The organism is Bartonella tribocorum CIP 105476, from assembly GCF_000196435.1.
GTDB lineage: Bacteria > Pseudomonadota > Alphaproteobacteria > Rhizobiales > Rhizobiaceae > Bartonella > Bartonella tribocorum.
In genome coordinates, this window is sequence record NC_010161.1 from 1,415,535 (window position 1) to 1,440,866 (window position 25,332).

Below are 25,332 nucleotides of genomic sequence, written 5' to 3' on the forward strand. Positions count from 1 at the left end.
AATTTCTATCGTGAAATATCGTGATCATTTTGGGCGTCCACTTGTAGCCATAACTGGGGCAGGCGTTGTCACATCACTGGGACAAGGGAAATATGAAAATTGGCAAAAATTAACAAGCGGTATAAGCGGCATCCACAAAATAACGCGTTTTCCCGTTGAGGGCTTAAATACATATATTGCCGGAACAATTGATTTTCTCGAAGAAAGTACGCTTGGTGCTTCAGCTCTTTCTGAAAAGCTTGCACATCTTTCTGCTGAAGAAGCTTTAGAACAAGCTGCTCTTGATAAAACAAACTTTAATGGACCACTCTTTCTAGCCGCGCCCCCTGTTGAACTTGAATGGCAAGCACGTTTTAGTCTTGATCAAGAAGAAGGATTCAATAATGAGCCTTCTTATGCACATCTTCTTAAAGTCTGTAAGCATAGACCCCACGAAGCACTTTTTGAAACCACACAATTTGGTTCCATTGCAGAAAAATTGCAAAAAACGTTTGGCACAAAAGGACTTCCCGTTACACTTTCCACAGCTTGTGCATCTGGTGCAACAGCAATTCAATTAGGCGTTGAATCTATTCGACGAGGAGAAACAAATCGTGCTCTCACCATTGCGACAGATGGATCAGTTTCAGCAGAATCTCTCATTCGCTTTTCATTATTATCTGCTCTTTCCACTCAAAATGAACCTGCAGAAAAAGCAGCAAAACCCTTCAGCCGTGATCGAGATGGATTTGTTATGGCAGAAGGTTCAGGCGCTCTTGTTCTTGAATCTCTTCAAAGCGCATTAGACCGTAATGCTACAATTTTAGGAATTTTAGCGGGCTGTGGAGAAACAGCTGATGATTTTCACCGTACACGTTCAAAACCTGATGCATCACCAGCCATTGGATCCGTTCGCAAAGCCTTAAATGATGCACAAATAACCATCCATGAAATTGACTATATTAATGCTCACGGAACCTCTACACCTGAAAATGAGAAAATGGAATATCTTGCGTTATCAACAGTCTTCGGTGACATTCTAGAGCACATTCCAGTTTCTTCTAATAAATCAATGATTGGGCATACCTTAACTGCTGCTGGTGCCATAGAAGCTGTTTTTTCGCTTTTAACCATCCAATCGGGGATACTTCCACCTACAATAAATTACGATAATCCTGATCCTGCTATTCCTTTAGATGTTGTTCCTCATCATAGCCGTAAAGCCAATGTCAATGCGGTTTTGTCAAACTCATTTGGGTTTGGTGGTCAAAATACAAGTCTTGTTATCACTGCCTATAAAGGGTAATTTTTCCATACTGACCAAAGTTAATCATACTGAAGCAATAGCAATTATCAATTGAAGGGGAATAATAATGCGTGCGCTACAATTGCTAAATGAACGCCAGCTTGAAATTACTAATATTGCACCACCTCCTTCACCTCGACCAGATGAGGTAACAGTGCGTATAAAAGCTGTTGCACTCAATCATATTGATGTATGGGGCTGGCGTGGAATGGCTTTTGCGAAAAGAAAAATGCCCCTCATCATTGGTGCCGAAGCTTCCGGTGAAATTGCGCAACTGGGAAGCCATGTTAAAAATTTACACCTTGGACAAATCGTCTCAATTTATGGTGCACAAACCTGCGGAGTATGCCAAGCTTGTCATGAAGGACAGGATAATCTTTGCACGGATGTAAAGGGAGTTTATGGTTTTCATCTTGATGGTTTTGCTTGTGATCTTGTCAATTTACCAGCACGTTTATTGGTTCCAGCCCCTCCCCAATGTGATGAATTCCAAGCCGCTGTTGCTCCCATTACTTTTGGTACCGTAGAACATATGCTTTTCGATAACGCAAAACTACAAGCAGGAGAAACAGTTCTGATACAAGCAGGTGGTTCTGGTATTGGCTCTGCAGCCATTCAACTTGCAAAACACAGGGGATGCACCGTTATTACCACGGTAGGTTCAGATGAAAAAATTGCAAAAGCACACTCTCTTGGAGCAGATCATGTGATTAATTATCGTAAAGATCGTTTTGAAGGTGTGGTGCGTAAATTAACTCAAAAAAAAGGTGTTGACGTTGTTTTTGAGCATGTTGGTGTCGATACATGGAACGGTTCTCTGTTGTGTATGAAAAAAGGAGCACGCTTAGTGACTTGCGGTTCTACCTCTGGTGTTTCAGCATCCATAAATCTCATGCAATTATTCCAGCAACAACTTAAGATATTTGGTTCATTTGGCTGCCGTATGGAAAATATGAAAAATGCCATGCAAAAAATGGCACAAAAAGCCGTACATCCTGTCATTGATACGATTGTTGGACTCGATGAAATGGATACAGCTTTAAAACGAATGGAGAGCCGTGATGTTTTTGGTAAAATTATTCTTAAAATCAATTAAATCATGATGAAGCGTTCTCTTAAAAATCTCATATATCGTATTAAAATTATAGCTAAAAAAATATCCTACTTGTTGTGGGCATATCTTCTCTTTAGTTCTTTATTTATTTTAAAATGCTTTCCAGCCAAAATGGGAATTTCTTTTTTTTCTTGGTTGGCAAAAAAAATCGGTCCCCTTATCTATCGTCATCAAATAACACTCACAAACCTTAGGTATGCCTATCCAGAAAAAACAGAGCAAGAACGCTATGCGATTGCCATAGAAATGTGGGAAAATATAGGACGCTTGCTCGCCGAATATATTTATCTTGATAAAATTTTTGATTTTGATCCTTATGCGGATGAGCCAGGTTTTATTGAAGTTAAAGGTGTTGAAATCTTTGAGCGATTAAAAAATGAAAAAAAGCCGCATATTTTTTTCACAGCACATACTGGAAATTTTGAACTTCTGCCTATCTGCGCACAAAGTTTTGATCTGAATGTTACGGTATTATTTAGACCACCCAATAATCCCTATGTTGCCAAACGAGTCCTTAAAGCCCGACAAACTTCTATGGGACATCTTGTTCCCTCCAAAGCCGGTGCAGCATGGGCATTAGCAGGAAAATTAGCAGAAGGTGAAAATATTGGTATGCTGGTTGATCAAAAATTTCGCCGCGGTATCATGGGAACATTTTTTAACAGACCCCTTAAAACAAATCCTTTAATTATAAAGCTTGCGCGGCAATATAACTGTGATATTTATCCAGCACGCTGTATTCGTCTCCCTGGAGGACGCCATCGTTTAGAATTATATGAACATGTCGAACTTCCACGTGATGAAAAAAATGATATCGATATCGCTGCTTCTACACAAAAATTAAATAATATTGTTGAAACTTGGGTTCGTGAATATCCTGGACAATGGATGTGGTTACATAGACGTTGGGATATCTAAACATAAGCTCTATTGCTTACAGAGGAAGTATAAATGTTCGCCTCAAAAGATATCAAAGATCTTACCGCAATTATCGCTGCATTACGAAATCCTGATAGTGGTTGTCTCTGGCATAAAAAACAAACTTTTGAATCTCTCATACCCTATATGCTTGAAGAAGCTTACGAAGTCACTGATGCCATCGAACGAAAAAACCGAAAAGATCTCTGTGAAGAACTTGGTGATCTTCTTTTACAGGTTATTTATCATGCGACCATTGCACAAGAAGAAGGCAGCTTTACTTTTGAAGATGTTGTTTATGCAATCACGGCAAAAATGATTCGCCGCCATCCTCATGTTTTTGGAAATGCCGAGCAAAAAAAACGAGGATTTATAAAAGAAGAGTGGGAATATATAAAAAAAGAAGAACAAGCCGAACAAAAGAATTTGTGCAAAGAAAAAAATACCAATTCAAGCATTCTTACAAAAGTAAAATCAATCCAGCCTGCAAACCAAGAAGCCCTTGCTTTGCAAGAAGCCGCAGCTACAGTAGGTTTTGATTGGCAAGAAAGTGATAAAGTTTTTGCAAAAATAGAAGAAGAACTTGAAGAGCTCAAAGAAGCCATCAAAAATAAAAAAAATTCAGAAATAGAAGCAGAGTTTGGAGACCTCTACTTTATTCTTCTTAACCTCGCACGCCATTTAGAGATTGATTCACAAAAAGCATTAAAAAAAACAAATAAAAAATTCCGAAATCGTTTTGCCTATATTGAAGAAAAGCTATCTACGCAATCTAAAACACTCACTGAGGCATCCTTAAATGAAATGGAAGTACTTTGGAAGCAAGCTAAAAATGAACAAACCTCCTAGAAATTACTCAATGATAATTTCCCTAAGCTTGAATAATCTCACGAAGCTCAATTCGTTTTACATTGATCTTGGGTAGCAGGACGAAGTTCTACCGACTCACCACACCCACATGCTGAAACTTGATTAGGATTTTTAAAAACAAAACCAGAACGAAGCGTTGTCACTTCATAATCCATCTGTGTTCCTAATAAAAATAATACCGCATCATGCGCTATAAAAACACGAGCACCATTCACTTCAACAACATCCGCATCTATCCCCTCTTCTTTGACAAGAGTAATTGTATATTCCATCCCTGCACAACCGCCTTTTTTGATTCCAACAAGAATACCTCGTGCATCTTTTGCATCCATAATCGCTTTAACGCGATTTACAGCGGCTTGTGTTAAACTTATTACCGAAAAACGACTCATCGTTTACTCTTTTCTTGGTTCAATAGACACTTTAAACGTTTTGTCACTACCATATTCTATCCGGTATTTTAGAAGAATAACAATAAGACATAAATTAAAACATCCTAACCTTTTTATAATACATCCTCATAAAATGAGATTTTTCATTGTACAATCTAGAATTTACAATTTTTTGCCATATATCCTTACCCACATAAAACGCAAGATACCTCTGCTATAAAAACTCTAAACGAAAGAAAACGTTTCAATGCATACATTCAATTATAACCTTTTAAAAATATTTATTTTTAATGAACCATGAGATAAAGAAAACATACCTCCCGCACTTAATTAACGCTCCTCTTCTTCTCTAATACCCCTAAAATTATAAATCCTCCCCCTCCATATCTGCAAAAGGAGTTAAATGAATAAGGTCTATTAACATAGAGCTCAAAATTTAATGATAACAAAAAACTTTACAGATTTGTGACTTACCTTAAACGAATCACAATCTATTGATGTGAAATTTTTCACTTTCAAAAGTTGTAAGTGTAAGAGCATTTTAGATTTTGTTCTGTTTATTTTTTCTCTTGCCTTTAAAGAAACAGTCATTTAATCGTTTCAAACGGACTCGGAGCGTAGCGCAGCTTGGTAGCGCACTTGACTGGGGGTCAAGGGGTCGTGGGTTCAAATCCCGCCGCTCCGACCATTTTTAAAACGCTATAAAATAAACTTATTTAGAGTTTTTTTGATTTCAATTGCACATACGTGATTTTTTTCTTCAACGTAGAGTGATATGCAATAAATATTTTATCGTTGATTTGAAAAACATCGTCTTTATGAGGATGATCTTCAATCTCACGAGGATACACAGCAAACGCGAGACCCTTTGCCTCGCGTTACTTTATTCTTTTAAAAATTTATAATTATTTGCTTCTCATATTTTCTAAATTTTTTTATGCGATAATGTCGCTGTTATCTTTTTTTGTAATGGATGGTGACGTCTGCACGGTTATCTTTTTTGGTTTTAATTCAGCTGGCATTTCCCTTCTAAGCTGAATATGAAGAAGCCCATCTCCAAGCTCTGCCCCAATAACCTTCACATGATCAGCCAAGTGAAAACGCCGCTCAAAAGCACGCGAAGCAATTCCTCGATAAAGAAACTCTCGTTCTTCCTCGCCCTTTTCCTGTTTTCTATCTCCCTTAACGATCAACTGATTACAATGTGTTTCAATATCTATTTCATCTTGCGAGAAACCAGCAACAGCCATAGAAATTCTATAAGAATCTTCGGTTAAACGCTCGATATTATATGGGGGATAAGAAGAAATTTCCTCTGGTTGTGTTCTAGAATCAAACCAGTTTAAAAGATGATCAAAACCTACTGTGGAACGATAAAATGGTGAAAAATCTACTTGACGCATAATACTGCCCTCCTTTAGAGCGACTATAATTTATAATTGACTCACAAAGCTCCCAAATGGCAAACTTACTTGTGAACCTGCAGCCCCATCATGGCAACCACACTGTATTATCTGGTAATCATTTTCCCTTATTTCAACTCTTTTGTACCTGAAATTGACAAAAACGATCTAAAAAACAACCTACCCCTTTCTTAATCCTTCTTCTTTATTACATAAATATCAACGCCCACTCATTATCTCATGGTGCGCTCAGTTGCAAAAATACACTTGTAAAGGATGTCCATTGGAAACACCTCTTTATCCCATAGACTGGGGTTCCACTCCTCCTAATATCCATTATGGTACCCTTAAAATAGCAACAGATCGCAAAATTCGTTTTGCGATAACATATCCTGAAGCGAAAAAATCTAAGGGAACAATTGTTATTCTTGAAAGCGATGTAAATGCTTTAGAAACATATCTGTTAGCCATAAACGAAATTTCTCAACGTGGTTTTCATACAGCAATATTTGACTGGTTTGATCCCCCCAAAATATCCTTCAAGACAAGAAAAAAAAGCCGACAATATTACTTTGATATAAACAATGATATTAATGACTTATATGAATTTCTTAAAAATGTTGTTTATCCTATTTGTCCACCACCTTACTCTATGCTCGCCTATGGTATAGGGGGATTAGTGGCACTGAGCGGATTAGATGTCATTAATCATCAGTTTAATAGATTGATCTGCGTTTCTCCCCTTTTTGCTCCATTGGGCAATAAAACGAATGGTTTTCAACATAAATTAACACAATTTCTTTCTGATATAGGTTTTGGCTTTATACCAGTGAAAAATGGGAAAAAATTAAAAAAAATTCCCCCCCAAAATATACAATTAGGAAACATACATCAAGAGTCACTCCCTTCCACTAAGCCACCAACATCCCAATGGATGGCTTCAGTATTTAATGTAATTGATTCTGTGAAGAAAAATATACGCCACGGACATTTACAAATCCCAACACTCTTTATTCTTGCTAATCAAAACAATCTTGCCAACAACATTGAAGTACGGCAATTATGCCAACACACACATCTGACAGAAAGTATTACTATTACAGGTGCTGAGCTTGATACAATCATGTATAATGAAGATCACAAAAAACAATTCTGGGCTGCATTTGATGCATTTATCCCTGACAATGTATCTATAAAATAATATGAAACTTTAACTTCCATTTCGCTCTACTAAAAACGAAGTTTTCTATGAGCGACATCGTTCTATAAATACTCCTTATATAATAGATTCCATCTTCTAACCATCCATATGATTCGTTTTATAGACTTTAAAAACAAACCATGAAACAAATATTCACTCACAATTCATAACAAAAATAACGAATATATAAGTGATATTATCACAATGATGATAGTTTAATAAATAAATATAAAAAATTATCTTAATAAATCATAATAAATTCTTATAAATAAAATATCAAAATACTATTTTTGATATATTATTAAGGGATGATTTTATAGTATAAAAAATAATACCTTTTATTTAATTAAAGAAAAATTTGAAAATAAACATTGTTTATAATATTCATTTTCAAATCTCTATAAAAAGCAAATAACTATAAAAATTCTATAGGATAATCTTTTAAAAACAACAAATTAACATAATATGCTTCTAATTACCCGACATCATCACCCCTTCAGTAATGATTTTCATAATTTTTTTAATGGAATTCTGATAAGAATCAGACAATTTAAAAGAAAAAATAGCAATGAATCACCTTAAAAGTTTTAGATCGTTCCTTCTTTGTTCAAAATCATATCGAATTTAACCAACTCACAACGAATATGTTGTATTTTGAATAAGAATATAAGAATTAACCATTTTGCCATTCATTTCAATTATGAGTATTTTACCATCTTTTTTATAAATACTCTGTATTGTATAATTGATGTGGTAAAAACTCTGACAAATGGAGCCATTGGAACACAATCATGAAACGAATCCTGCTCGCAGAAGATGATAATGATATGCGTCGCTTTCTCGTAAAAGCCTTAGAACGCGCAGGCTACGAAGTCGCCGATTTCGATAACGGTATAAGCGCATATGAACGTTTACAAGAAGAACCATTTTCTCTTCTCCTGACTGATATTGTGATGCCGGAGATGGACGGAATCGAACTTGCACGACGCGCTACTGAGATTGATCCTGATTTACGCGTAATGTTTATTACAGGTTTTGCAGCGGTTGCACTCAATTCAAATAGTGATGCTCCTCCTGATGCAAAGGTTCTCTCTAAGCCATTTCACTTACGAGAACTTGTCAATGAAGTTGAAAAGATCCTTATTGCTGCTTAAAGGGATATTTTCCTAAATTATTTGCATCTGTTGCAAGAGAAAATGAAATTAAGCATTGACGTTTGTCATTCTATATGGTGTATGCAACATCGATGAATGGGCGTGTAGCTCAGCGGGAGAGCACTACGTTGACATCGTAGGGGTCACAGGTTCAATCCCTGTCACGCCCACCATTTGCGCTTTTACCATAAATAATTTATGGTTTGTTATATCTTTTTCAGAGTATGAGACGTGCAAAAAGGTTAGGGAATAGTATTTTGCAACATACCTCTCCAAAGAGCATACTCTACGGGATATTTTTGATATTTATTGAATTCTGATAACGACTCTCAAGATAAGCCATCTAGAAAGCATCATAATTGCAACAACAGTTGCAATTGCGACGGGTTAAAAGGTTTTGTTGTAAAATTCTTTTGACAAAGATAGGATTTTTTCTAAAAGACATTGTTTATCTTCTAATCTATTCCCTATTTTTTTGATTCTTTCTTCTCTATTGACACACCCTGTTGCTAAAATAGTTAGATATATAATAACAGTCTCTTCGGTATGTAAAACACTTTAGCTTTTAGAGCGGTATTTTAAATTTACCAATAACACGTTGTCATAAAATATTCGAAAGAGTAAAAACAATACAAAAGAAAGTTTTTATTCTGTCAATAAATTGATTTATAAGAATATTTTATTATTTGACATGTTGAATAAAAAATCCGAATATTATAAAGCCCTCTTATTTTAAACCCCTCCCGTGTTGAATCAATCAAAATCATCTCTTCTGCACGTCACAAGAAGGATTGGCGTGTGGATAAAAATTGTACAAGAAAGCACTAAAACACCTATAATAATTTAAAGAACCAAGGTCTATTGCAACATTGTCGGCTAGCAAATAGACAAAGTATGTAATGTGCCGACTTATTCCTTCACAAGCGTACAAATGATTGCACTCAATGGGTTTTAGCCGTTATACTATTCACAAGCGTTGGCATGAAATGAGTTTTTGGAATTTAAAGGACGTATTTTTAAAACAAGCGCATAATATACAATACAATAGCGCTCTGTTCTTCGCACTATATTCCTATTGAAACAATGATCCCCTTAAATTGTACGGCGTTTAGAACATCAGATCTTATCGCATAACATTTTAGCGTAATCGTTACTCAATACTAAATAGCTCTCGCATAACGTAAAAACTATAAAGAAATAAGAAAAAATATTTGAAAATATAAATATGAAATCTAAAAACTTAACTCTGAGATACAATCTATCTTCATTCATAATTCAAACAGAATATGTACAAAATAACCTATAACATGCAGCATGTATGCTTAAACTGATAAAATTCAGAAAACCATAAACATTGCTGAAATCTATTGCCCTATCCTGAGAAACAATAACAACCACATTAAATCAGATTGGCAATAAATATATCACATAAAAAAACAATATCTTATCCAAATTGCACATACGCAACATCTTTTTATCCCAAAAACTCTAAAGTCGTAACGCATTATAAAGCAAAGCTTTCAATACAAGAAACAACCTTCATCCCTTCAGGGGATGTTGTCTCTAAACTCTCATCATAAACAGATAGCATTTTTATTCTTCAATGTTCCACAAAATACGTCTAAACCGAATCTATCATGCCTTGAAAATCAATCTTACCAAAGATCATAATATTATTCATAAAAAAATTTAAGGTAGACATTTTTTGTAATTTTACCGGCATTAGCCACAATGCTTAAACCTTATCTAAGAAATAGCACATTCATTTTTAGCAAAATGGAAAGAATCTCATAAAAGAAAATTTTGGCAATCTGTTTTCTAAAGCATGGAATGCAACCGCATTAAAAGAATAAGCCAATGGGTAAAAAAATGATCAGCAATACGCAGCAAGCAAATGTGGAGCTACCGTATCACAAAAGCACTTTTTGGCTGGACAGAAAACAGTATGGCATCACTTTATACCCAAACAGCCAACAGAAAACTGCGATAGAATCAATAAAAGACATCAAAAAAGCTCAGAGTGTACAGAAAAATAAACTAATAGAATCAAAAGGAGACTCCCGAATTTTTTTATCTATTACTTTTCTTAAACATGGTGATCCCGACAGGATTCGAACCTGTGACCCACGGCTTAGAAGGCCGTTGCTCTATCCAGCTGAGCTACGGGACCCAACACCCAACTGATTATTTTCTCAATTCAAAATAGCATCTTTAACTCAATGTGTCCAAGATTGCTGCCGATCACTGCGAAAATTATCAGAATAAGAGACAGCACGCCGAATCGAGGCATGTGTTTTTTCTACACGATAAGGAATAGCATTCCTGCGCGCAAAAGCAACGGCTTCTTCCCTCCTATTAAAACGGATTCTTACTTGACTATTCATATCAGATGTTGCCGTGTAACCCATAAGAGGCTCTAGCATTTTTGCTTTCATAGGCTCATACTGTAGAATCCAAAAGCCTGTATTCCCCTTACCTGACTGCATAGCTGTTTTAGCAGGACTATAAATACGTGCAATCATGCCTTTTCCCTTCAGATTACACAACGCTTGAACGATTATTTTTTACCACACGTACCCAACCGGGTCATTCTCATACACTTCATCAAACATGGTCGGAGCGATAGGATTCGAACCTACGACCCCCTGATCCCAAATCAGGCGCGCTACCAGGCTGCGCTACGCTCCGCCATTTAACATTTATTTGATGCACATTTCCTAAAATTTTCACAACAGAAGTGCAAGAGAAAAACACACTTTTTTTCAATTTTGTTGCATTTCTTTACAAAAAAGAATGTTTTTAAATTTTTTTCCTCCTCAATAACATATTTATTGACGAAAACAGAAAGAACATCCGTACAAAAATCTAATCGATATAAAAAATAATGAATCCCTTTATAAGGATTCTATAATTTTATCCTGCTTTAAGTGAACTCCCACTGTATCAGAACCATTCTACAGGTAGAATTTTAGAAAAAAACGACTTATTACTACAAGGGCTTTCCCAAAGGGAATATAATATCTCTACTGTACTCATATAAAATCCCGCTGTATTAAGCTTCTTTCCTCTCTTTCTATTCTTCCAAGGATGAGAAAACTCTTGTTTCTCCTATAATCCAAGTCCATAAACAACAAACATTTCTTCAAATCATAAAAGCTTTATTAAAAATAGAGTGAAGAACTCTTTTTAGAAATATGTTCAAATACAAAATATACCGCTTATATAAATGATGAAAAGAACATTCATCCCATAAAATCTCAAAGCCATTTAAACGAAACGCATAAAAATAGTAAAAAATAACATTTTTTCACTCTTAACAGATATCAAAAAAGCAGAAATTTAAATGACTTGTCTTTCCTCCTATTCAAACAACAATAAAAGGAGAGAACACGTAAAGCCATGATAAGGAGTGTTTACGTTTTTTTTCTATTCAAAACTTCAGCAATAACAGCACGCGTTATTTTCCTTTTTCTTTGTAACGCCAACTGATCAACAGAATCAATAACATGCTTCAATGAAAATAAAGAACGTTCACAACGACTGATAAGATAATAAACTGTATCTGGATGCACAATAAGCTGCCTATCGGAAAAAAGCTTAAAGGCAACAGCTGTTAACAATGCATCATCAGGCTGATTAATTTCAACGAACATCACCGAATTAAGACGACTTTTTAGATCATTTAACTTTAAATTCCAAGCAGAAGGAAGTGTTTGTGCCGTCATCAATAAAGTAGCTTGTCGTGCATCAATATTTGCTTGCTTAACACTGTTAATTAAATGAAAAAGTTCTGTCTCGTTAATTTCTCCTGCATCAATATCCTCTATTAAAAAGGGGCTACCTAAAGAAGCCATAGCAACAGCCTGATCAATTTTATTGCGCTGAATCCTGAATGCATTTGCTTTTTGGAGCCATATACTCGAAAAGTGCGTTTTTCCAGATCCTTCTTTTCCAACCAAAACTGCAATAGGTAAGCTCCAATTGGGCCAGTGATCAATAAGCTGAAAAGCCATACGATTGCTATCCGTCACGACTAAATCATCAAATTGAAAAATTGGCTTATAAGGGAAATTTAACGATAATTGCGTTTCTCGCCCATTCATTTTTGCGGCTCCGAATTTCCACTTCGCGAATACATCTGAGAACTAAGATAAGTGTGAAGAGCAAAACGAACTAAAACGCCCACAGCCGCCGCTGCAGGAACAGCAACAAGCATACCGGTAAAACCAAAGAGTGAAGAAAAAGCAAAAAGCGAAAACATCAACCACACAGGATGTAATCCCACCGATGAACCAACAAGTTTTGGTTGAAGAACATAACCCTCAATAAATTGACCAATTAAAAAAAGTGCCAACACAACGATGATTCCCCCCCAATTATTGGGATAAAACTGAACCCATGCAATCCCAACAGAAAGGAGCAAACCACTCATTGTTCCAATATAAGGAATAAAGCTAATAAGGCCAATAAACATACCAATCAAAAGACCAAAATTGAGTCCTGCAATCGTTAAACCAATTGCATAATAGCCTCCCAATATGAGACAAACAGTTCCTTGTCCACGAACAAAACCTGCGATAGCTCTATCCATTTCATGAAAAATACTACGAACAGTTTCAAGATGATCGCGTGGTATTAACGAATCAATTGCTCTCACCATACGTGGCCAATCTAATAACATATAAAATGTCACCACAGGCGCCACAACAAATAGGCTAACGATATTAACGATAGACTTTCCTGATTTCAAAAGTGAATTCAAAAGAGATGTAATAAAATCAGAACCTTCTCCCAAAAGCCCTTTAATATTACTCCGTAATTCATTTGGATCACTTCCAAAATAGTCCCTTATCCAATCAAAATCATGCTCAACGAAAAAAGTTTGAATACGATTCATATAAACAGGTAAGCCATCACTCACAAATTGTTGTATTTGCCAACTAATAATAGGAATCAGAATAATCAAAGCAGCAACAAAGATGATAACAATAAATAAAGTAATGAGGACAGTCCCAAAAACACGACGAATACCAAACTTTTCAAGGAGTTGAACAATGGGATTAAGAAAATAAGCCAACACAATCCCTGCCACAAAAGGAAGCAAAATTGATCCAAAAATAAACATAAAAAGAATGAAAAAAATCAGCGCCCCCAGCCAAAAAAAGATTTGTCTTTTCATATTATTCGGCAACGGTAATTGTGTATATGCTGGCGTATAACTCTTATAACGGTCACGAGATGTATTCTCACTCACTTTCTTTTTCATAAGTTTCCAAGAAGACTGTCCATGATTATCTGATATCTTGCTCATAAAATACCCTAAAAAAATTCTTCACAAAAATTATAAATATCTTAAAAATAAGGTACAAGCAAAGTTGCTTATTTTCTTATCAATATCTCTTGCAGAAAAAACTCTATCATGGCATTGCATAACGTCAAAACCTGATTTTCCATTAAAGGAAGGCTCCAATGAGCAATCAAGATCTTATAAATAATAAGTCCAAAGCTGGTCTTACCTACGCAAAAGCCGGTGTAAACATCGATATGGGTAATGCTATGGTGGAAAAAATTAAACCCTTTATACGCGCGACAAAACGAGCGGGAGCAGATGCAGAAATTGGCGGGTTTGGTGGCCTTTTTGATTTAAAAGCAGCGGGTTTCACAGATCCTATCTTAGTCGCAGCCAATGATGGTGTGGGAACAAAACTAAAAATTGCCATTGAAGTGGGGCACCATAACACTGTAGGCATTGATCTGGTCGCTATGTGTGTCAATGATTTACTTGTACAAGGGGCAGAACCTCTTTTTTTTCTGGATTATTTTGCAACTGGAAAACTTGATCCTGAACAAGGTGCCGCAATCGTTTCTGGTATTGCAGAAGGATGTAAACAATCCGGTGCGGCTCTCATTGGAGGAGAAACTGCAGAAATGCCAGGAATGTATGCAGAAGGAGATTATGATCTAGCAGGTTTTGCTGTAGGCGCATGTGAACGCAGCATGCTGCTCCCTTCAAAAAACCTAACAGAAGGTGATATTATCTTAGGTTTAAGCGCCTCTGGAATTCATTCCAACGGCTTTTCACTTGTTCGACGAATCATTGAGCAAAATGATCTCAAATGGAATGACCCTGCCCCTTTTGATCCCTCAAATAACCTTGGTGTAGCGCTCCTGACACCAACACGCATTTATGTGAAATCGCTTCTTCCTATTATGCGAAAATACGAAGGAGTTAAAGCTCTAGCGCATATTACGGGTGGAGGTTTTCTCGAAAATATTCCACGTGTCATTCCCTCTTCTCTCTGCGCTGAAATTAATCTTTCTACCATCAATGTTCCCTCCGTCTTTTCATGGATTGCCAAACAAGGTAAAATAGAAGAAACAGAAATGTTACGGACATTCAATTGTGGTATTGGTATGATCATTATCGTGGGACAGCATACAGCTGAAGCAGTTACGCAAGCTCTTGAAAAAAATGGAGAGACTGTAACTCCCCTTGGCATTTTAACAAAACGCCAAGATCAAAATAAAGGAATACTTTATAGAGGAGTACTGCATTTATGAAAAAAAAAATCGTCGTTTTCATTTCTGGTAATGGGTCCAATATGGTCGCCCTTGCTCAAGCAAGTCAACAAAAGGGATATCCTGCTAAAATTGTCGCAGTTATTTGCGATAATCCACGTGCAAACGGTATTGAAAAAGCACAAAATCATAACTTACCTATTCATGTTGTTGATCGCAAAATCTACAAAACGAAAGAAGAGCATGAAGAAGATATTTTCACGATTTTAGATCAATATAAACCGGATTTTCTCTGCTTTGCGGGGTATATGCGCCTTATCTCATCACGTTTCGTAAAACTTTATGAGGGACGAATTTTAAACATTCACCCTTCTCTTTTACCTTCATTTAAAGGCTTAAATACGCATGAAAGAGTTTTACGAGCAGGTGTAAAAATCACAGGCTGCACTGTGCATCTTGTTACAGAAGATATGGATGCTGGAAAAATCCTTGCCCAAGCAGCCGTTCCAGTCTATCCTGATGATAGCACGGAGTGCTTAGCACAAAGAGTTCTTAAAGCAGAGCATAAACTCTACCCTGAAGCCTTAAAAGCATTTATTGAAGGAAAGAGCAAAAGTGTCGATACGCAACAACAGCTCTTATCCTTTTAAGGATATCAGAGGTTTGTAGTATTTTTCAACGTTTTACATGCAATTTATTCTCAGCGCCTATCATTAAAAACCTCTCATGTTGGCAGGATAAAGTCTATTTCTTCATAAATTTTTGCATAGAATACGTAATTTTTTTTATTATTTAAATTTCCAAATTGTTCTTGCTTATTTAAGTTTTCCGGATATTACCACGAGCTCTACTGAATCAAAATACTCTCGTATTTCCCTTAAAACATTTTAAAATACGCAATTTTTCTATTGCATTAATTTTTGCATCATGATGAAAGTGTTTCTTTAACTGTTAGAGCTAACTGTTTGAGTGTAAAAGGTTTAGATAAAAAACCAAAAACAGCATCTTGTGGAAGATTCTTAGCAAAAGCATCTTTTGCATATCCAGAGACGAAAAGAAATTTGATATCAGGATATTTTTTACGGACTTCCTTCAATAAAGTGGGCCCATCCATTTCTGGCATCACCACATCGGAAACAATAATATCAACAGCTCCTTTTTTTTCTTCAAGAACAGAAAGAGCTTCCACTCCACTTGCCGCCTCTAAAACCGTATATCCTCTCATTTGAAGAGCCCTTACCCCCCCCATTCTGACCGCATCCTCATCTTCAACCAATAAAACAGTAGCAGACCCTGTTAGATCTATATTTTTATCTTTCTCTTCATCTTTTTCAATCTTTTGAGAAACCTCTTTTATATCTGGGATATAACGGGGCAGAAAAATATGAAATGTTGCCCCTTCTCCTTCTTTACTTTCACAATAGATATACCCACCGCTTTGCTTGATAATTCCATAAACCATCGATAAACCAAGGCCTGTTCCTTTTCCAACTTCTTTTGTTGTAAAAAATGGCTCAAACATTTTTTCTTGTATAGCAGCAGATATCCCAGTCCCTGTATCTGAAATAGTCAATTGCACATATTCACCAATTACTAAACCCAGATGATTAAATTCAGCACTTTGTTGTTTTGTAATATTGTTTGTCGCAATCGTAACAATACCGCCATCAAACATGGCATCACGCGCATTAATAACCAAATTCATAACCACACGCTGAAAAGATGCCTGATCGACTTCAACGTTCCACAAATCTCTTCCATGGATAATTTTTAACTGAATATTATTCCCCAAAAGTGGTAAAATAAGATTGCGAATGTCTGATAAAAATTCTGTAAAATCAACCTCTTCAGGTCGAAGTGTTTGCTTTCTAGAAAAAGCGAGTAATTGCTGTACAAGAGCAGCAGCACGATTAGCATTATTTTTAATATTGATGAGATCAGCATGAGCAGGATCAGAACTACGATGCGTATTTAAAAGAAGATCACATGACATTAAAATTGCTGTTAAAACATTATTAAAATCATGAGCAATACCACCTGCCAATTGTCCAACAGCTTGCATCTTCTGGCTTTGCATTATTTTATCTTCAAGTGTTTTTTGTTCTGTTGTTTCAATGACAGAAATAATGACCAAATCTTGTAGCGCATCACCATGATAGGGTGGAACAGACATAACATGAAGACGTAAATGGCATTCTTCATTCTTTTCTAAAACAGTTTCCAAAGAAACAACGTAATTTTTATTAGTCGCAATTTTCTGAAAGGCACGCTCTAACTGCCCACAATCACGACGAGAAATAATATCATAAAAATTGATCGTTTTATCCCTACATTCGGTGAGTGATGAAAAAGCATTATTCATATGAACCAACTGCCCTTTCTGATCCACCACGGCTATTGCAAAAGGACTCGCATCAAAATATTCACCTAATATACGAGGTAATTTTAATTGATCATCCTCTTCTTTTTCTTTTTGTATTTGTTGTGGAATGATCACAATACGATAAATGGCTTCCTCCTCTAAGAGAGAAGAAGCAGAGATAAAACAATGAAATATTTTCTCACAAATCGTCTGTAGATTTAAACATAGTGAAAAACTATAGGGTAAAGAGTAACCTGAACTTTGATATCTGTTGATTTGCAAACAAATATCACTCCATGAGCTCTTAGCACCAACACTCTCAAATAATGGATCAAAATGATATTGACCAACCGAAAAATTTGCTAAATTAATTGAGAACCATTCGGCAAAAACCGCATTGGCATAAAGAAGAGTGCCTTGTGTATTAACTGATACAAAACCAACAGGAGCTTGATCTAAATGATTAATCGCCTCTTGAAGGTTAGAGAAAAAAACTTCTCGGTTTTGTTGTAAATGCGAAATATCGCTAATACGCCAAAGTAAAAGCTTTTTCTTCTGTTTTGTAATAGGTTGAACAGAAATATTATACCAAGCAGATTTTTTTTGTGTAGAATCGGTGAAAATTGGTTGCTCTACTCTTAACTCTTCTTGCGCTGAACGATTATTACAAGCCGCAACTTTTAAGCGATAGGAAAGTGCACCAGCTCCTGGAAGATCAGCAATAACCCTATAACAAGACCCTTCAGGCTTATAGGTCAGAATTTTTTGATAGTTTTGATTAGAATAATGAACAAAACCAGAAAGATCAGAGATTACAATTGCATCATCGCTCCTATTAAAGATGCTAAAGTCAAAATCTTCATGCAACCACAATGCACGGTATCTTAAAATTCCCATTCCACTTAAAACGAGTGTTGCAACACCGATAATTGCTAGAATCAAAAAAGATCCCAGCACCACCTTTTGCAAATAACTTTGTGGATAAAAAAAATCTAAAATGCCTACAATGAAAAAGAAAACTAAGATAAAAACAACACCTAAAATCACAACTCCCCGACGAACAGAAGACGAAGATGCTGATCTTTCATTATTTTCAAAACCTTTATCCATTCTCTTTGCCTTAGATTAGCTGTTTCTTATACCAAGAAACTTCCTTTATATTCATTGTTATAAAATATATACTATGATATCATCTTTTTAAGAAAGCTCACTTAATGTTAAAGAGTTTATTTCTGGTCTTTGAAGTAAATCTTTTAAGGGTATGTTTGTAAATTTATCTCAATAAAAAACGATAGTTTCCATACCAAAATGGGAGAAAAACCATGTATATCTGGTTATCAGACCAAATCGGTGTATCTGCTGCCAATATAACGATAAGTTTTTTGTTTTTTGTAATAACAATCACAGCTATTACCATAATTATCTTATTTTTACGCTATTTAAATACGAAAAAATTCAACATTAAGAGAAAAAAAAGTCTATCACGATTAGCATTATGTGAAGCAATTTCTATAGATCGAACACGCCGCCTTGTTTTAGTCCGTTGTGATAATAAAGAACACTTGCTTCTTATCGGCGGATTAACAGATGTGGTTGTAGAATCCGATATTACCAACATATCCAAAATACAAAAGAGAGAGATACACCCCTATCCCACTCCCCCCTTTACAGAGAGAAACGATACGCCAGATAAAGGCTCTTCTTCTTTTATCAATCAAGCAATAAAAGATTCAGCAATCACAGCTGAAATTGAAGGGAGGCAAGAACCATCTTTGTTTATTCCCACCCCTCCAAAATAAAATATACAATTTTATCACTACGAACTTCGTTTGTTTACGTTCTAATAACCTTTAATCATCACGATAAACTTTTTCACGCCGTTCGTGACGTTCTTGTGCTTCCAAAGACAAAACGGCAATCGGTCGCGCCTCAAGACGCTTTAAACTAATGGGGTCGCCAGTTTCTTCGCAAAAACCATATGTCCCATTATCAATTCTCTCCAAGGCGGCATCTATTTTTGAAATAAGTTTTCTCTGACGATCACGAGCACGTAATTCAATTGTACGATCAGTTTCACAAGATGCCCTATCGGTTAAATCGGGTTGAGCAACATTCTCTTCCTGCAAATTTTCCAAAGTCTCACGTGCTTCTTTTAAGATATCATTCTTCCAAGAAACCAATTTAGCACGAAAATACGCCTTTTGCCGCTCATTCATAAAAGGCTCATCTTCACTAGGGCGATATTGACCATCAATCTCTTCGCTCATGCAATAAAAAACCTCCACATCTGCTCTGTGGGGTCTATATATTGTGCAATACCCAACAGCACAAGAGTAAAATGTTTTTTCATAACAATCCACACATATATCTCTCTCAATACGCTTTTGGGTCTTGATATCTTTTTTGATTTCAAGTTGGACTCTTGGTCAAAGATCATCAAAAAATCATCTTTTCATGTATTGAGGAAGCTTAAAAAGAAGAGAATTCTCAAATATCAGAGCCATCTCTCTCCTCCTTCTTCAGCGCACTAAAATTTAAACGAAGCACCGATAAATCGTTTCACCAATGCAAAAAATAAAAATCTTTATAAAGGTAAAGTATGATATCCGCGATTCAAATACATCAAAGCATCTTTTCCGTGATTACGATTGATGGCAACAACTTCACCAACCAATACACAATGGGTTGCATGCTCATGCCAACAAATCAAACGACAATCAAAAGATGCTAAAGCATCTGAAAGACTAGGCGCTCCTGTCTGCAAAGTTCTCCATTGCGCAACATCAAAGCGCTCATTTTGTGGAACATTGCAACGCCCTGAAAAAATATCCGCTAATGGACGATGTTTTCCTGCCAAGCTATTAACACAAAAAATTCCATTCTCCATAAATACGTGATTCTTCAGATTATGACGCATGAGACAAACAAGAAGCGTTGGAGGATCATCTGATAAAGAACAGCATGCCGAAACCGTCACCCCGCGCTTTCCCTTAATGCCATCTGTTGTCACAATATGCACAGCACCTGCAAAATGGCTCATAGCATCTCGATATTCTTGTGAAGACGCGGTAATATTATGTTGAAGTTTAGGCACCAAACATGTTTTATGATTCGACATATCTTTCATTTATAAAACTTTAAAATTTCAAGCGATCTTTCTATAACAAAGATCTATAATACGTATTTTTCTGTTCCGTCATAACACAAAAGATATTTGTGTATACACAGCAACATGATAAAAACAGCCAATCAAGGAGATTTTTATGCCCCATTCTCTTCTCATTTCACCTTCACTCTTGGCTTCTGATTTTTCTAAACTTGGACAAGAAATATTAGATGTTGTTGATGCTGGTGCAGATTGGCTTCATCTTGATATTATGGATGGGCACTTTGTTCCTAACATCACCTTTGGCCCTGACGTCATCAAAGCTCTGCGTCCATTAACCAAAGCAATATTTGATGTCCACCTGATGATCAAACCTGTTGATCTTTATTTGGAAGCTTTTGCAAAAGCTGGCGCAGATATTATAACCATTCATGCTGAAGCAAGTCCCCATCTTCATCGTTCACTCCAAACAATCAAAGCAATGGGTAAAAAAGCAGGCATTGCACTCAATCCAAGCACCCCTGAACACGTCCTTGAATATTTGCTTGATCAATTGGATCTCATCCTCATTATGACCGTCAATCCTGGTTTTGGTGGGCAAAATTTTATCCCAGAAATAAAAGATAAAATTAAGCGCATTAAAAGCATGATTGCAAACCGCCCTATTGATCTTGAAGTTGATGGTGGAATCACCGTTGATACAATTGGAATAACTGCAAAAGCTGGTGCAAATGTATTTGTCGCAGGCTCTGCAATTTATAAAAATGGAAACAAAGAGCTTTACAAAACACGCATGAATGCATTGCGCCAAGCCGCAATCCTCGCACAACAAGGAAAAAAATGATGATCACACGTTATTCTCGCCCTGAAATGGTTACAATTTGGTCTCCTGAAACGAAATATCGTATTTGGTTTGAAATTGAAGCCCATGCCTGTGATGCCCTTGCTCAACTGGGGATTATTCCAAAAGAAGCTGCCAAGATCATTTGGGAAAAAGGAGCAGCCGCTGAATTTGATGTTAATCGTATTGATGAAATTGAAGCCATTACCAAACATGATGTTATTGCATTTCTAACCCATCTTGCTGAATTCATTGGACCAGAAGCACGTTTTATCCACCAAGGCATGACATCATCTGATGTTCTCGATACAACGCTAAGCATTCAATTGATGCGTGCGAGTGATATTTTGCTCAAGGATATAGACCAACTTCTTGAAGCCTTAAAAAGACGTGCTTTTGAACATAAAGAAACCATCACCATTGGGCGGAGTCACGGCATTCATGCTGAACCAACAACATTTGGAGTCAAATTCGCTCTCGCATACGCTGAGTTTTCCCGTTGTCGCAAACGTCTTCTTGCTGCACGTGAAGAAATTTCTACTTGCGCGATTTCAGGAGCAGTAGGAACTTTTGCCAATATCGATCCACGCGTTGAAGAACATGTCGCAAAAGCCTTGAGGATGCGTGCTGAACCCGTTTCCACTCAAGTCATACCACGGGATCGTCATGCCATGTTTTTTGCAACACTGGGTGTTATTGCGTCCTCTATTGAAAGGCTCGCGATAGAAATACGCCATTTACAGCGAACAGAAGTTCTCGAAGCAGAGGAATATTTCTCACCAGGGCAAAAAGGTTCATCGGCAATGCCTCATAAACGTAATCCAGTTTTAACAGAAAATTTAACGGGATTAGCCCGTATGGTCCGTGCATTTGCACTCCCTGCCATGGAAAATGTAGCACTTTGGCATGAACGTGATATTTCTCACTCATCTGTCGAGCGTTATATTGGTCCTGATGCAACGATTACACTTGATTTTGCTCTTTCTCGCCTCACATCTGTCATTGAAAATCTCATTGTCTATCCGGAAAACATGCAAAAAAATCTCAATAAATTTCGAGGTCTTGTTCATTCACAACGGGTACTTTTAGCACTCACACAAGCAGGAATCAGTCGTGAAGATTCGTATCGGATTGTACAACGAAATGCGATGAAGGTTTGGGAACAAGGAAAAGATTTTTTAGAAGAACTGCTCAATGACAAAGATGTTAGCAAAGCTTTAAGTGAAGCAGAGCTTCGAGAAAAATTTGATCTTTCTTACCACACCAAACATATCAATACGATTTTTAAACGTGTTTTTGAACAACAATTAACATAGAAAGCTCAAATCTATTCCATCTATGATCAAAAACCTATTGTAACAAAGAAAACAATTCATGAAAGCAAATCAACTCGATATTCTTATTGTTCCTGGCTACAAAGGATCTGGTCCTGATCATTGGCAAACACGTTGGGAAAAAAAACTGTCGACAGCCCGGCGTATAGAACAAGCCCATTGGTCAAAACCTGTTTGTGATGAGTGGGTTAATGAAGTTAAAACCGCCATCACAAAAGCTCAAAGGCCTGTTATGATTATTGCTCATTCACTAGGCGTTCCTACTGCACTTCATGCAACTGTACAAAATGCAGAAAAAATTTGTGGTGCTTTCTTTGTTGCGCCTCCAGATGTTGCCAATGAGAAAATACGTCCCAAACATTTAATGACATTTGGTCCCTATCATCGTCAAAAATTGCCTTTTCCTTCTATTGTCATAGCCAGCCGTAATGATGAATTTTGTCAATTTTCAGTCGCAGAAAAAATTGCCAATGACTGGGGCTCACTCTTTGTTGATGCTGGGTATTCTGGGCATATTAATGCAGAATCTGGGCACGGACCTTGGCCTGAAGGGCTTATGGTCCTCTCTCACTTTCTTGCAAAAATTTGACCTAAAAGAGGTAATCCTTTTTCTCATTGCCTCTGTCTCTCCACCTTTGGGTAGATGTATCATGACAAAAATTATAAAAGTATCATAGCAATATCATTGAGAATTTCTATCAATTAGGATAGTATCATCTACCAGTATTATTAAAACCTCTCAAAATAAATAGAGAATCGTAATGAATCGTCGCCACCGTATTTATGAAGGCAAGGCTAAAATTTTATATGAAGGACCTGAACCAGGGACTTATATTCAATTTTTTAAAGATGATGCCACAGCCTTTAATGCCAAAAAACATGAAATTATCGACGGAAAAGGGGTTTTAAACAACCGAATTTCGGAACATATCTTTAGCCATCTTGGACGTTTGGGCATCCCAACACATTTTATCAAACGCATAAATATGCGCGAACAGCTTATTAAAGCGGTGGAAATCATCCCATTGGAAGTTGTTGTTCGCAATGTTGCAGCAGGCTCTCTTGCTAAGCGTTTAGGACTAGAAGAAGGAGCCCCACTCCCGCAATCCATCATTGAGTTCTACTATAAAAATGATTCTCTTGATGATCCCATGGTGACAGAAGAACATATCACTGCTTTTGGGTGGGCTGTCCCACAAGAAATAGAAGATATTATGCAACTTTCAATTCGTATTAATGATTTTCTTTCTGGGCTTTTTGCCGGTGTCAACATCCAATTAATTGATTTTAAAATGGAATTTGGTCGTCTGTGGGAAGATGAAACAATGCGCATTGTTCTTGCCGATGAAATTTCACCTGATTCTGCACGACTATGGGATATGCAAACACGAGAAAAAATGGATAAAGATCGTTTTCGTCGTGATATGGGGGGGCTTATTAATGCCTATCAAGAGGTTGCCAAACGCCTTGGTATTATGAATGAGAATGAACCAATACGACCAAGTGGTCCCGTCTTGGTAAAGTAAAAAACTTCATCAAGGTAAAAAAAGGTAAAATAATTACCATCTTCTATAAATACACCTCTTCAAAGGAGAGGTTCTTTTGACGACAGGAAGCAAAAAATGAAAGCACGCATTACAGTTACTTTAAGAGAAAGCGTCCTTGATCCACAAGGAGAAGCTATTGTCGGTGCTTTAAAAAGTTTAGCTTTCGAAGGTATTCACTCCATTCGTCAAGGAAAAGTTTTTGATATTGTTCTTGATGATCAACCTTCTGAAACAGCAAAGAAAAAACTTGAACAGATGTGTGAAGAATTACTCGCAAATACTGTCATTGAAAATTATACTATTGAACTTCTTTAAGTGGAACACTCATGAAAACTGCCATCATTCAACTTCCTGGATTAAACCGTGACCGAGATATGATTGCAGCATTGCATCATATAACAGGAATTGAGCCACTCAAAATTTGGCAAACAGAGACAACAATTCCAGATGTAGATGTTATTATTATTCCTGGTGGTTTTTCTTATGGCGACTACTTAAGATGTGGTGCAATTGGAGCGCGAACCCCCGTCTTAAAAGCTATTCGTGAAAAAGCACAAGAAGGCATTACAATCATAGGTATTTGTAATGGATTTCAAATTTTGTTGGAAGCTGGATTGCTCCCTGGAACTTTAATGCGTAACGCTTCTTTAAAATTTGTTTGTCGTGAAATCAAACTCGAAGTCGTTAATGCCAGGACAAAATTTTCTCGATATTATTCTAAAGGACAAATTATTCGTTGTCCTGTTGCCCATCACGATGGAAATTACTTTGTTGACGATGAAACGTTAAAAAAAATGGAAGATAATGAACAGATTGTTTTTCGCTACGCAGAAAATACAAACCCTAACGGCTCAATAAAAAATATTGCTGGTATTGTTAATAAAGCCGGTAATATTCTTGGTATGATGCCCCATCCTGAAAACTTTATTGAACCCGCTCACGGAGGGATTGACGGTCGTTTGCTTTTTCAAAGTGCTTTAGAATTAACCAATGGATGATGCCACAAAAGGGGTTATCCTCTAAAAGCATAAAAATAAAAGTTTATATCATTTCTTAGGTTGTAAATTTATAAACAGAAGTTCTATACAAATAACAATGGATATTATTTTCTAAACATATAATTATTTAAGATTGTTTTTTGGTCTTGAAACCCAACCAACCAAACGAACAAAATTTCAGCTTAGGGTCTATGAATATTTTAATGATTAAACACGTAATTTTCTATAATCTAAGCTAGCTAGATTAAAAAAATTAAAATGCTAAATTTCGATTAATTTGACGGATAA

General features: G+C 36.4%; 23 protein-coding genes and 4 tRNA genes. 17 read left to right on the forward strand and 10 right to left on the reverse strand.

Going from position 1 to position 25,332, the window contains the following annotated elements:
• The first annotated feature begins 10 nt into the window (after window positions 1-10).
• From BTR_RS06340 to mazG, 4 genes are all read left to right on the forward strand, one after another.
• On the forward strand, window positions 11-1,285 hold the full coding sequence (locus BTR_RS06340; RefSeq protein WP_012231874.1) for a beta-ketoacyl-ACP synthase: 1,275 nt from the start codon (window positions 11-13) through the stop codon (window positions 1,283-1,285).
• 67 nt (window positions 1,286-1,352) lie between these two features.
• A complete protein-coding gene (locus BTR_RS06345) occupies window positions 1,353-2,381 on the forward strand; it encodes a zinc-binding dehydrogenase (protein ID WP_012231875.1) in 1,029 nt (342 codons plus the stop codon).
• A gap of 6 nt (window positions 2,382-2,387) precedes the next feature.
• Window positions 2,388-3,317: a lipid A biosynthesis lauroyl acyltransferase gene (locus tag BTR_RS06350; RefSeq protein WP_038474608.1), complete on the forward strand. Its 930-nt coding sequence runs from the start codon at window positions 2,388-2,390 to the stop codon at window positions 3,315-3,317.
• A gap of 33 nt (window positions 3,318-3,350) precedes the next feature.
• A complete protein-coding gene (gene mazG / locus BTR_RS06355; protein ID WP_012231877.1) occupies window positions 3,351-4,166 on the forward strand; it encodes a nucleoside triphosphate pyrophosphohydrolase in 816 nt (271 codons plus the stop codon).
• 47 nt (window positions 4,167-4,213) lie between these two features.
• Here the strand turns inward: mazG and BTR_RS06360 are convergent, their stop codons facing one another.
• Complete coding sequence (locus BTR_RS06360; protein ID WP_012231878.1) at window positions 4,214-4,579, reverse strand: iron-sulfur cluster assembly accessory protein; 366 nt, start codon at window positions 4,577-4,579, stop codon at window positions 4,214-4,216.
• Window positions 4,580-5,190: 611 nt separating this feature from the next.
• Here BTR_RS06360 and BTR_RS06365 point away from each other — a divergent pair.
• Window positions 5,191-5,267: transfer RNA gene (locus BTR_RS06365), tRNA-Pro, on the forward strand.
• Between the two features lie 247 nt (window positions 5,268-5,514).
• On the opposite strand, the gene BTR_RS06370 is transcribed toward BTR_RS06365, so the two are convergent.
• Window positions 5,515-5,982 (reverse strand): Hsp20 family protein, encoded by a 468-nt coding sequence (locus tag BTR_RS06370; protein ID WP_012231879.1) that lies wholly within the window; start codon window positions 5,980-5,982, stop codon window positions 5,515-5,517.
• 283 nt (window positions 5,983-6,265) lie between these two features.
• Here BTR_RS06370 and BTR_RS06375 point away from each other — a divergent pair, with 283 nt between their 5' ends.
• The 3 genes from BTR_RS06375 to BTR_RS06385 all read left to right on the forward strand — a co-directional run bounded on the left by BTR_RS06375 (window position 6,266) and on the right by BTR_RS06385 (window position 8,510).
• Window positions 6,266-7,183 carry a serine aminopeptidase domain-containing protein gene (locus BTR_RS06375; RefSeq protein ID WP_012231880.1) on the forward strand — a complete coding sequence of 306 codons (918 nt, stop codon included), beginning with the start codon at window positions 6,266-6,268 and terminating at the stop codon, window positions 7,181-7,183.
• 791 nt (window positions 7,184-7,974) lie between these two features.
• Entirely contained in the window at window positions 7,975-8,337 is a 363-nt protein-coding gene (gene cpdR / locus BTR_RS06380; RefSeq protein ID WP_005773448.1) for a cell cycle two-component system response regulator CpdR, read from the forward strand.
• 98 nt (window positions 8,338-8,435) lie between these two features.
• A tRNA-Val gene (locus BTR_RS06385) sits at window positions 8,436-8,510 on the forward strand.
• Window positions 8,511-10,430: 1,920 nt separating this feature from the next.
• Here BTR_RS06385 and BTR_RS06390 read toward each other — a convergent pair.
• From BTR_RS06390 to BTR_RS06410, 5 genes are all read right to left on the reverse strand, one after another.
• Window positions 10,431-10,507, reverse strand: a tRNA-Arg gene (locus tag BTR_RS06390).
• A gap of 46 nt (window positions 10,508-10,553) precedes the next feature.
• The gene (locus BTR_RS06395) at window positions 10,554-10,859 is read right to left on the reverse strand and encodes an ETC complex I subunit (RefSeq protein WP_012231881.1); all 306 of its coding nucleotides are present in this window, start codon (window positions 10,857-10,859) and stop codon (window positions 10,554-10,556) included.
• Window positions 10,860-10,948: 89 nt separating this feature from the next.
• A tRNA-Pro gene (locus tag BTR_RS06400) sits at window positions 10,949-11,025 on the reverse strand.
• A 725-nt stretch (window positions 11,026-11,750) separates the two neighbouring features.
• The gene (hdaA, locus tag BTR_RS06405; protein ID WP_012231882.1) at window positions 11,751-12,440 is read right to left on the reverse strand and encodes a DnaA regulatory inactivator HdaA; all 690 of its coding nucleotides are present in this window, start codon (window positions 12,438-12,440) and stop codon (window positions 11,751-11,753) included.
• Window positions 12,437-13,648 (reverse strand): AI-2E family transporter, encoded by a 1,212-nt coding sequence (locus BTR_RS06410; RefSeq protein ID WP_012231883.1) that lies wholly within the window; start codon window positions 13,646-13,648, stop codon window positions 12,437-12,439. The genes hdaA and BTR_RS06410 overlap by 4 nt, the downstream gene beginning before the upstream one ends.
• A gap of 158 nt (window positions 13,649-13,806) precedes the next feature.
• Between BTR_RS06410 and purM the strand changes: the two genes are divergently transcribed.
• Both purM and purN read left to right on the forward strand, forming a co-directional pair.
• Window positions 13,807-14,898 carry a phosphoribosylformylglycinamidine cyclo-ligase gene (purM, locus tag BTR_RS06415; protein WP_012231884.1) on the forward strand — a complete coding sequence of 364 codons (1,092 nt, stop codon included), beginning with the start codon at window positions 13,807-13,809 and terminating at the stop codon, window positions 14,896-14,898.
• Entirely contained in the window at window positions 14,895-15,506 is a 612-nt protein-coding gene (gene purN / locus BTR_RS06420; RefSeq protein ID WP_012231885.1) for a phosphoribosylglycinamide formyltransferase, read from the forward strand. The genes purM and purN overlap by 4 nt, the downstream gene beginning before the upstream one ends.
• Before the next feature lie 275 nt (window positions 15,507-15,781).
• On the opposite strand, the gene BTR_RS06425 is transcribed toward purN, so the two are convergent.
• A complete protein-coding gene (locus BTR_RS06425; RefSeq protein ID WP_012231886.1) occupies window positions 15,782-18,328 on the reverse strand; it encodes a response regulator in 2,547 nt (848 codons plus the stop codon).
• Window positions 18,329-18,540: 212 nt separating this feature from the next.
• Between BTR_RS06425 and BTR_RS06430 the strand changes: the two genes are divergently transcribed.
• Window positions 18,541-19,017, forward strand: a complete 477-nt coding sequence (locus BTR_RS06430) for a flagellar biosynthetic protein FliO (RefSeq protein WP_012231887.1) — start codon at window positions 18,541-18,543, stop codon at window positions 19,015-19,017.
• 51 nt (window positions 19,018-19,068) lie between these two features.
• Here BTR_RS06430 and dksA read toward each other — a convergent pair whose 3' ends face one another.
• A complete protein-coding gene (gene dksA / locus BTR_RS06435; RefSeq protein ID WP_012231888.1) occupies window positions 19,069-19,485 on the reverse strand; it encodes an RNA polymerase-binding protein DksA in 417 nt (138 codons plus the stop codon).
• A 317-nt stretch (window positions 19,486-19,802) separates the two neighbouring features.
• Window positions 19,803-20,336, reverse strand: a complete 534-nt coding sequence (locus tag BTR_RS06440) for a flavin reductase (RefSeq protein WP_038474611.1) — start codon at window positions 20,334-20,336, stop codon at window positions 19,803-19,805.
• A gap of 145 nt (window positions 20,337-20,481) precedes the next feature.
• Here BTR_RS06440 and rpe point away from each other — a divergent pair, with 145 nt between their 5' ends.
• The 6 genes from rpe to purQ all read left to right on the forward strand — a co-directional run bounded on the left by rpe (window position 20,482) and on the right by purQ (window position 25,044).
• Window positions 20,482-21,168 (forward strand): ribulose-phosphate 3-epimerase, encoded by a 687-nt coding sequence (rpe, locus tag BTR_RS06445; protein ID WP_012231890.1) that lies wholly within the window; start codon window positions 20,482-20,484, stop codon window positions 21,166-21,168.
• Window positions 21,168-22,481 (forward strand): adenylosuccinate lyase, encoded by a 1,314-nt coding sequence (purB, locus tag BTR_RS06450; RefSeq protein ID WP_038473662.1) that lies wholly within the window; start codon window positions 21,168-21,170, stop codon window positions 22,479-22,481. The genes rpe and purB overlap by 1 nt, the downstream gene beginning before the upstream one ends.
• Before the next feature lie 58 nt (window positions 22,482-22,539).
• Window positions 22,540-23,088 carry an RBBP9/YdeN family alpha/beta hydrolase gene (locus BTR_RS06455; protein WP_012231892.1) on the forward strand — a complete coding sequence of 183 codons (549 nt, stop codon included), beginning with the start codon at window positions 22,540-22,542 and terminating at the stop codon, window positions 23,086-23,088.
• 172 nt (window positions 23,089-23,260) lie between these two features.
• Window positions 23,261-24,025 carry a phosphoribosylaminoimidazolesuccinocarboxamide synthase gene (gene purC / locus BTR_RS06460; RefSeq protein ID WP_012231893.1) on the forward strand — a complete coding sequence of 255 codons (765 nt, stop codon included), beginning with the start codon at window positions 23,261-23,263 and terminating at the stop codon, window positions 24,023-24,025.
• A 96-nt stretch (window positions 24,026-24,121) separates the two neighbouring features.
• Window positions 24,122-24,361 carry a phosphoribosylformylglycinamidine synthase subunit PurS gene (gene purS, locus BTR_RS06465; RefSeq protein WP_012231894.1) on the forward strand — a complete coding sequence of 80 codons (240 nt, stop codon included), beginning with the start codon at window positions 24,122-24,124 and terminating at the stop codon, window positions 24,359-24,361.
• An 11-nt stretch (window positions 24,362-24,372) separates the two neighbouring features.
• Window positions 24,373-25,044 carry a phosphoribosylformylglycinamidine synthase subunit PurQ gene (purQ, locus tag BTR_RS06470; RefSeq protein ID WP_012231895.1) on the forward strand — a complete coding sequence of 224 codons (672 nt, stop codon included), beginning with the start codon at window positions 24,373-24,375 and terminating at the stop codon, window positions 25,042-25,044.
• Window positions 25,045-25,332: the final 288 nt, after the last annotated feature.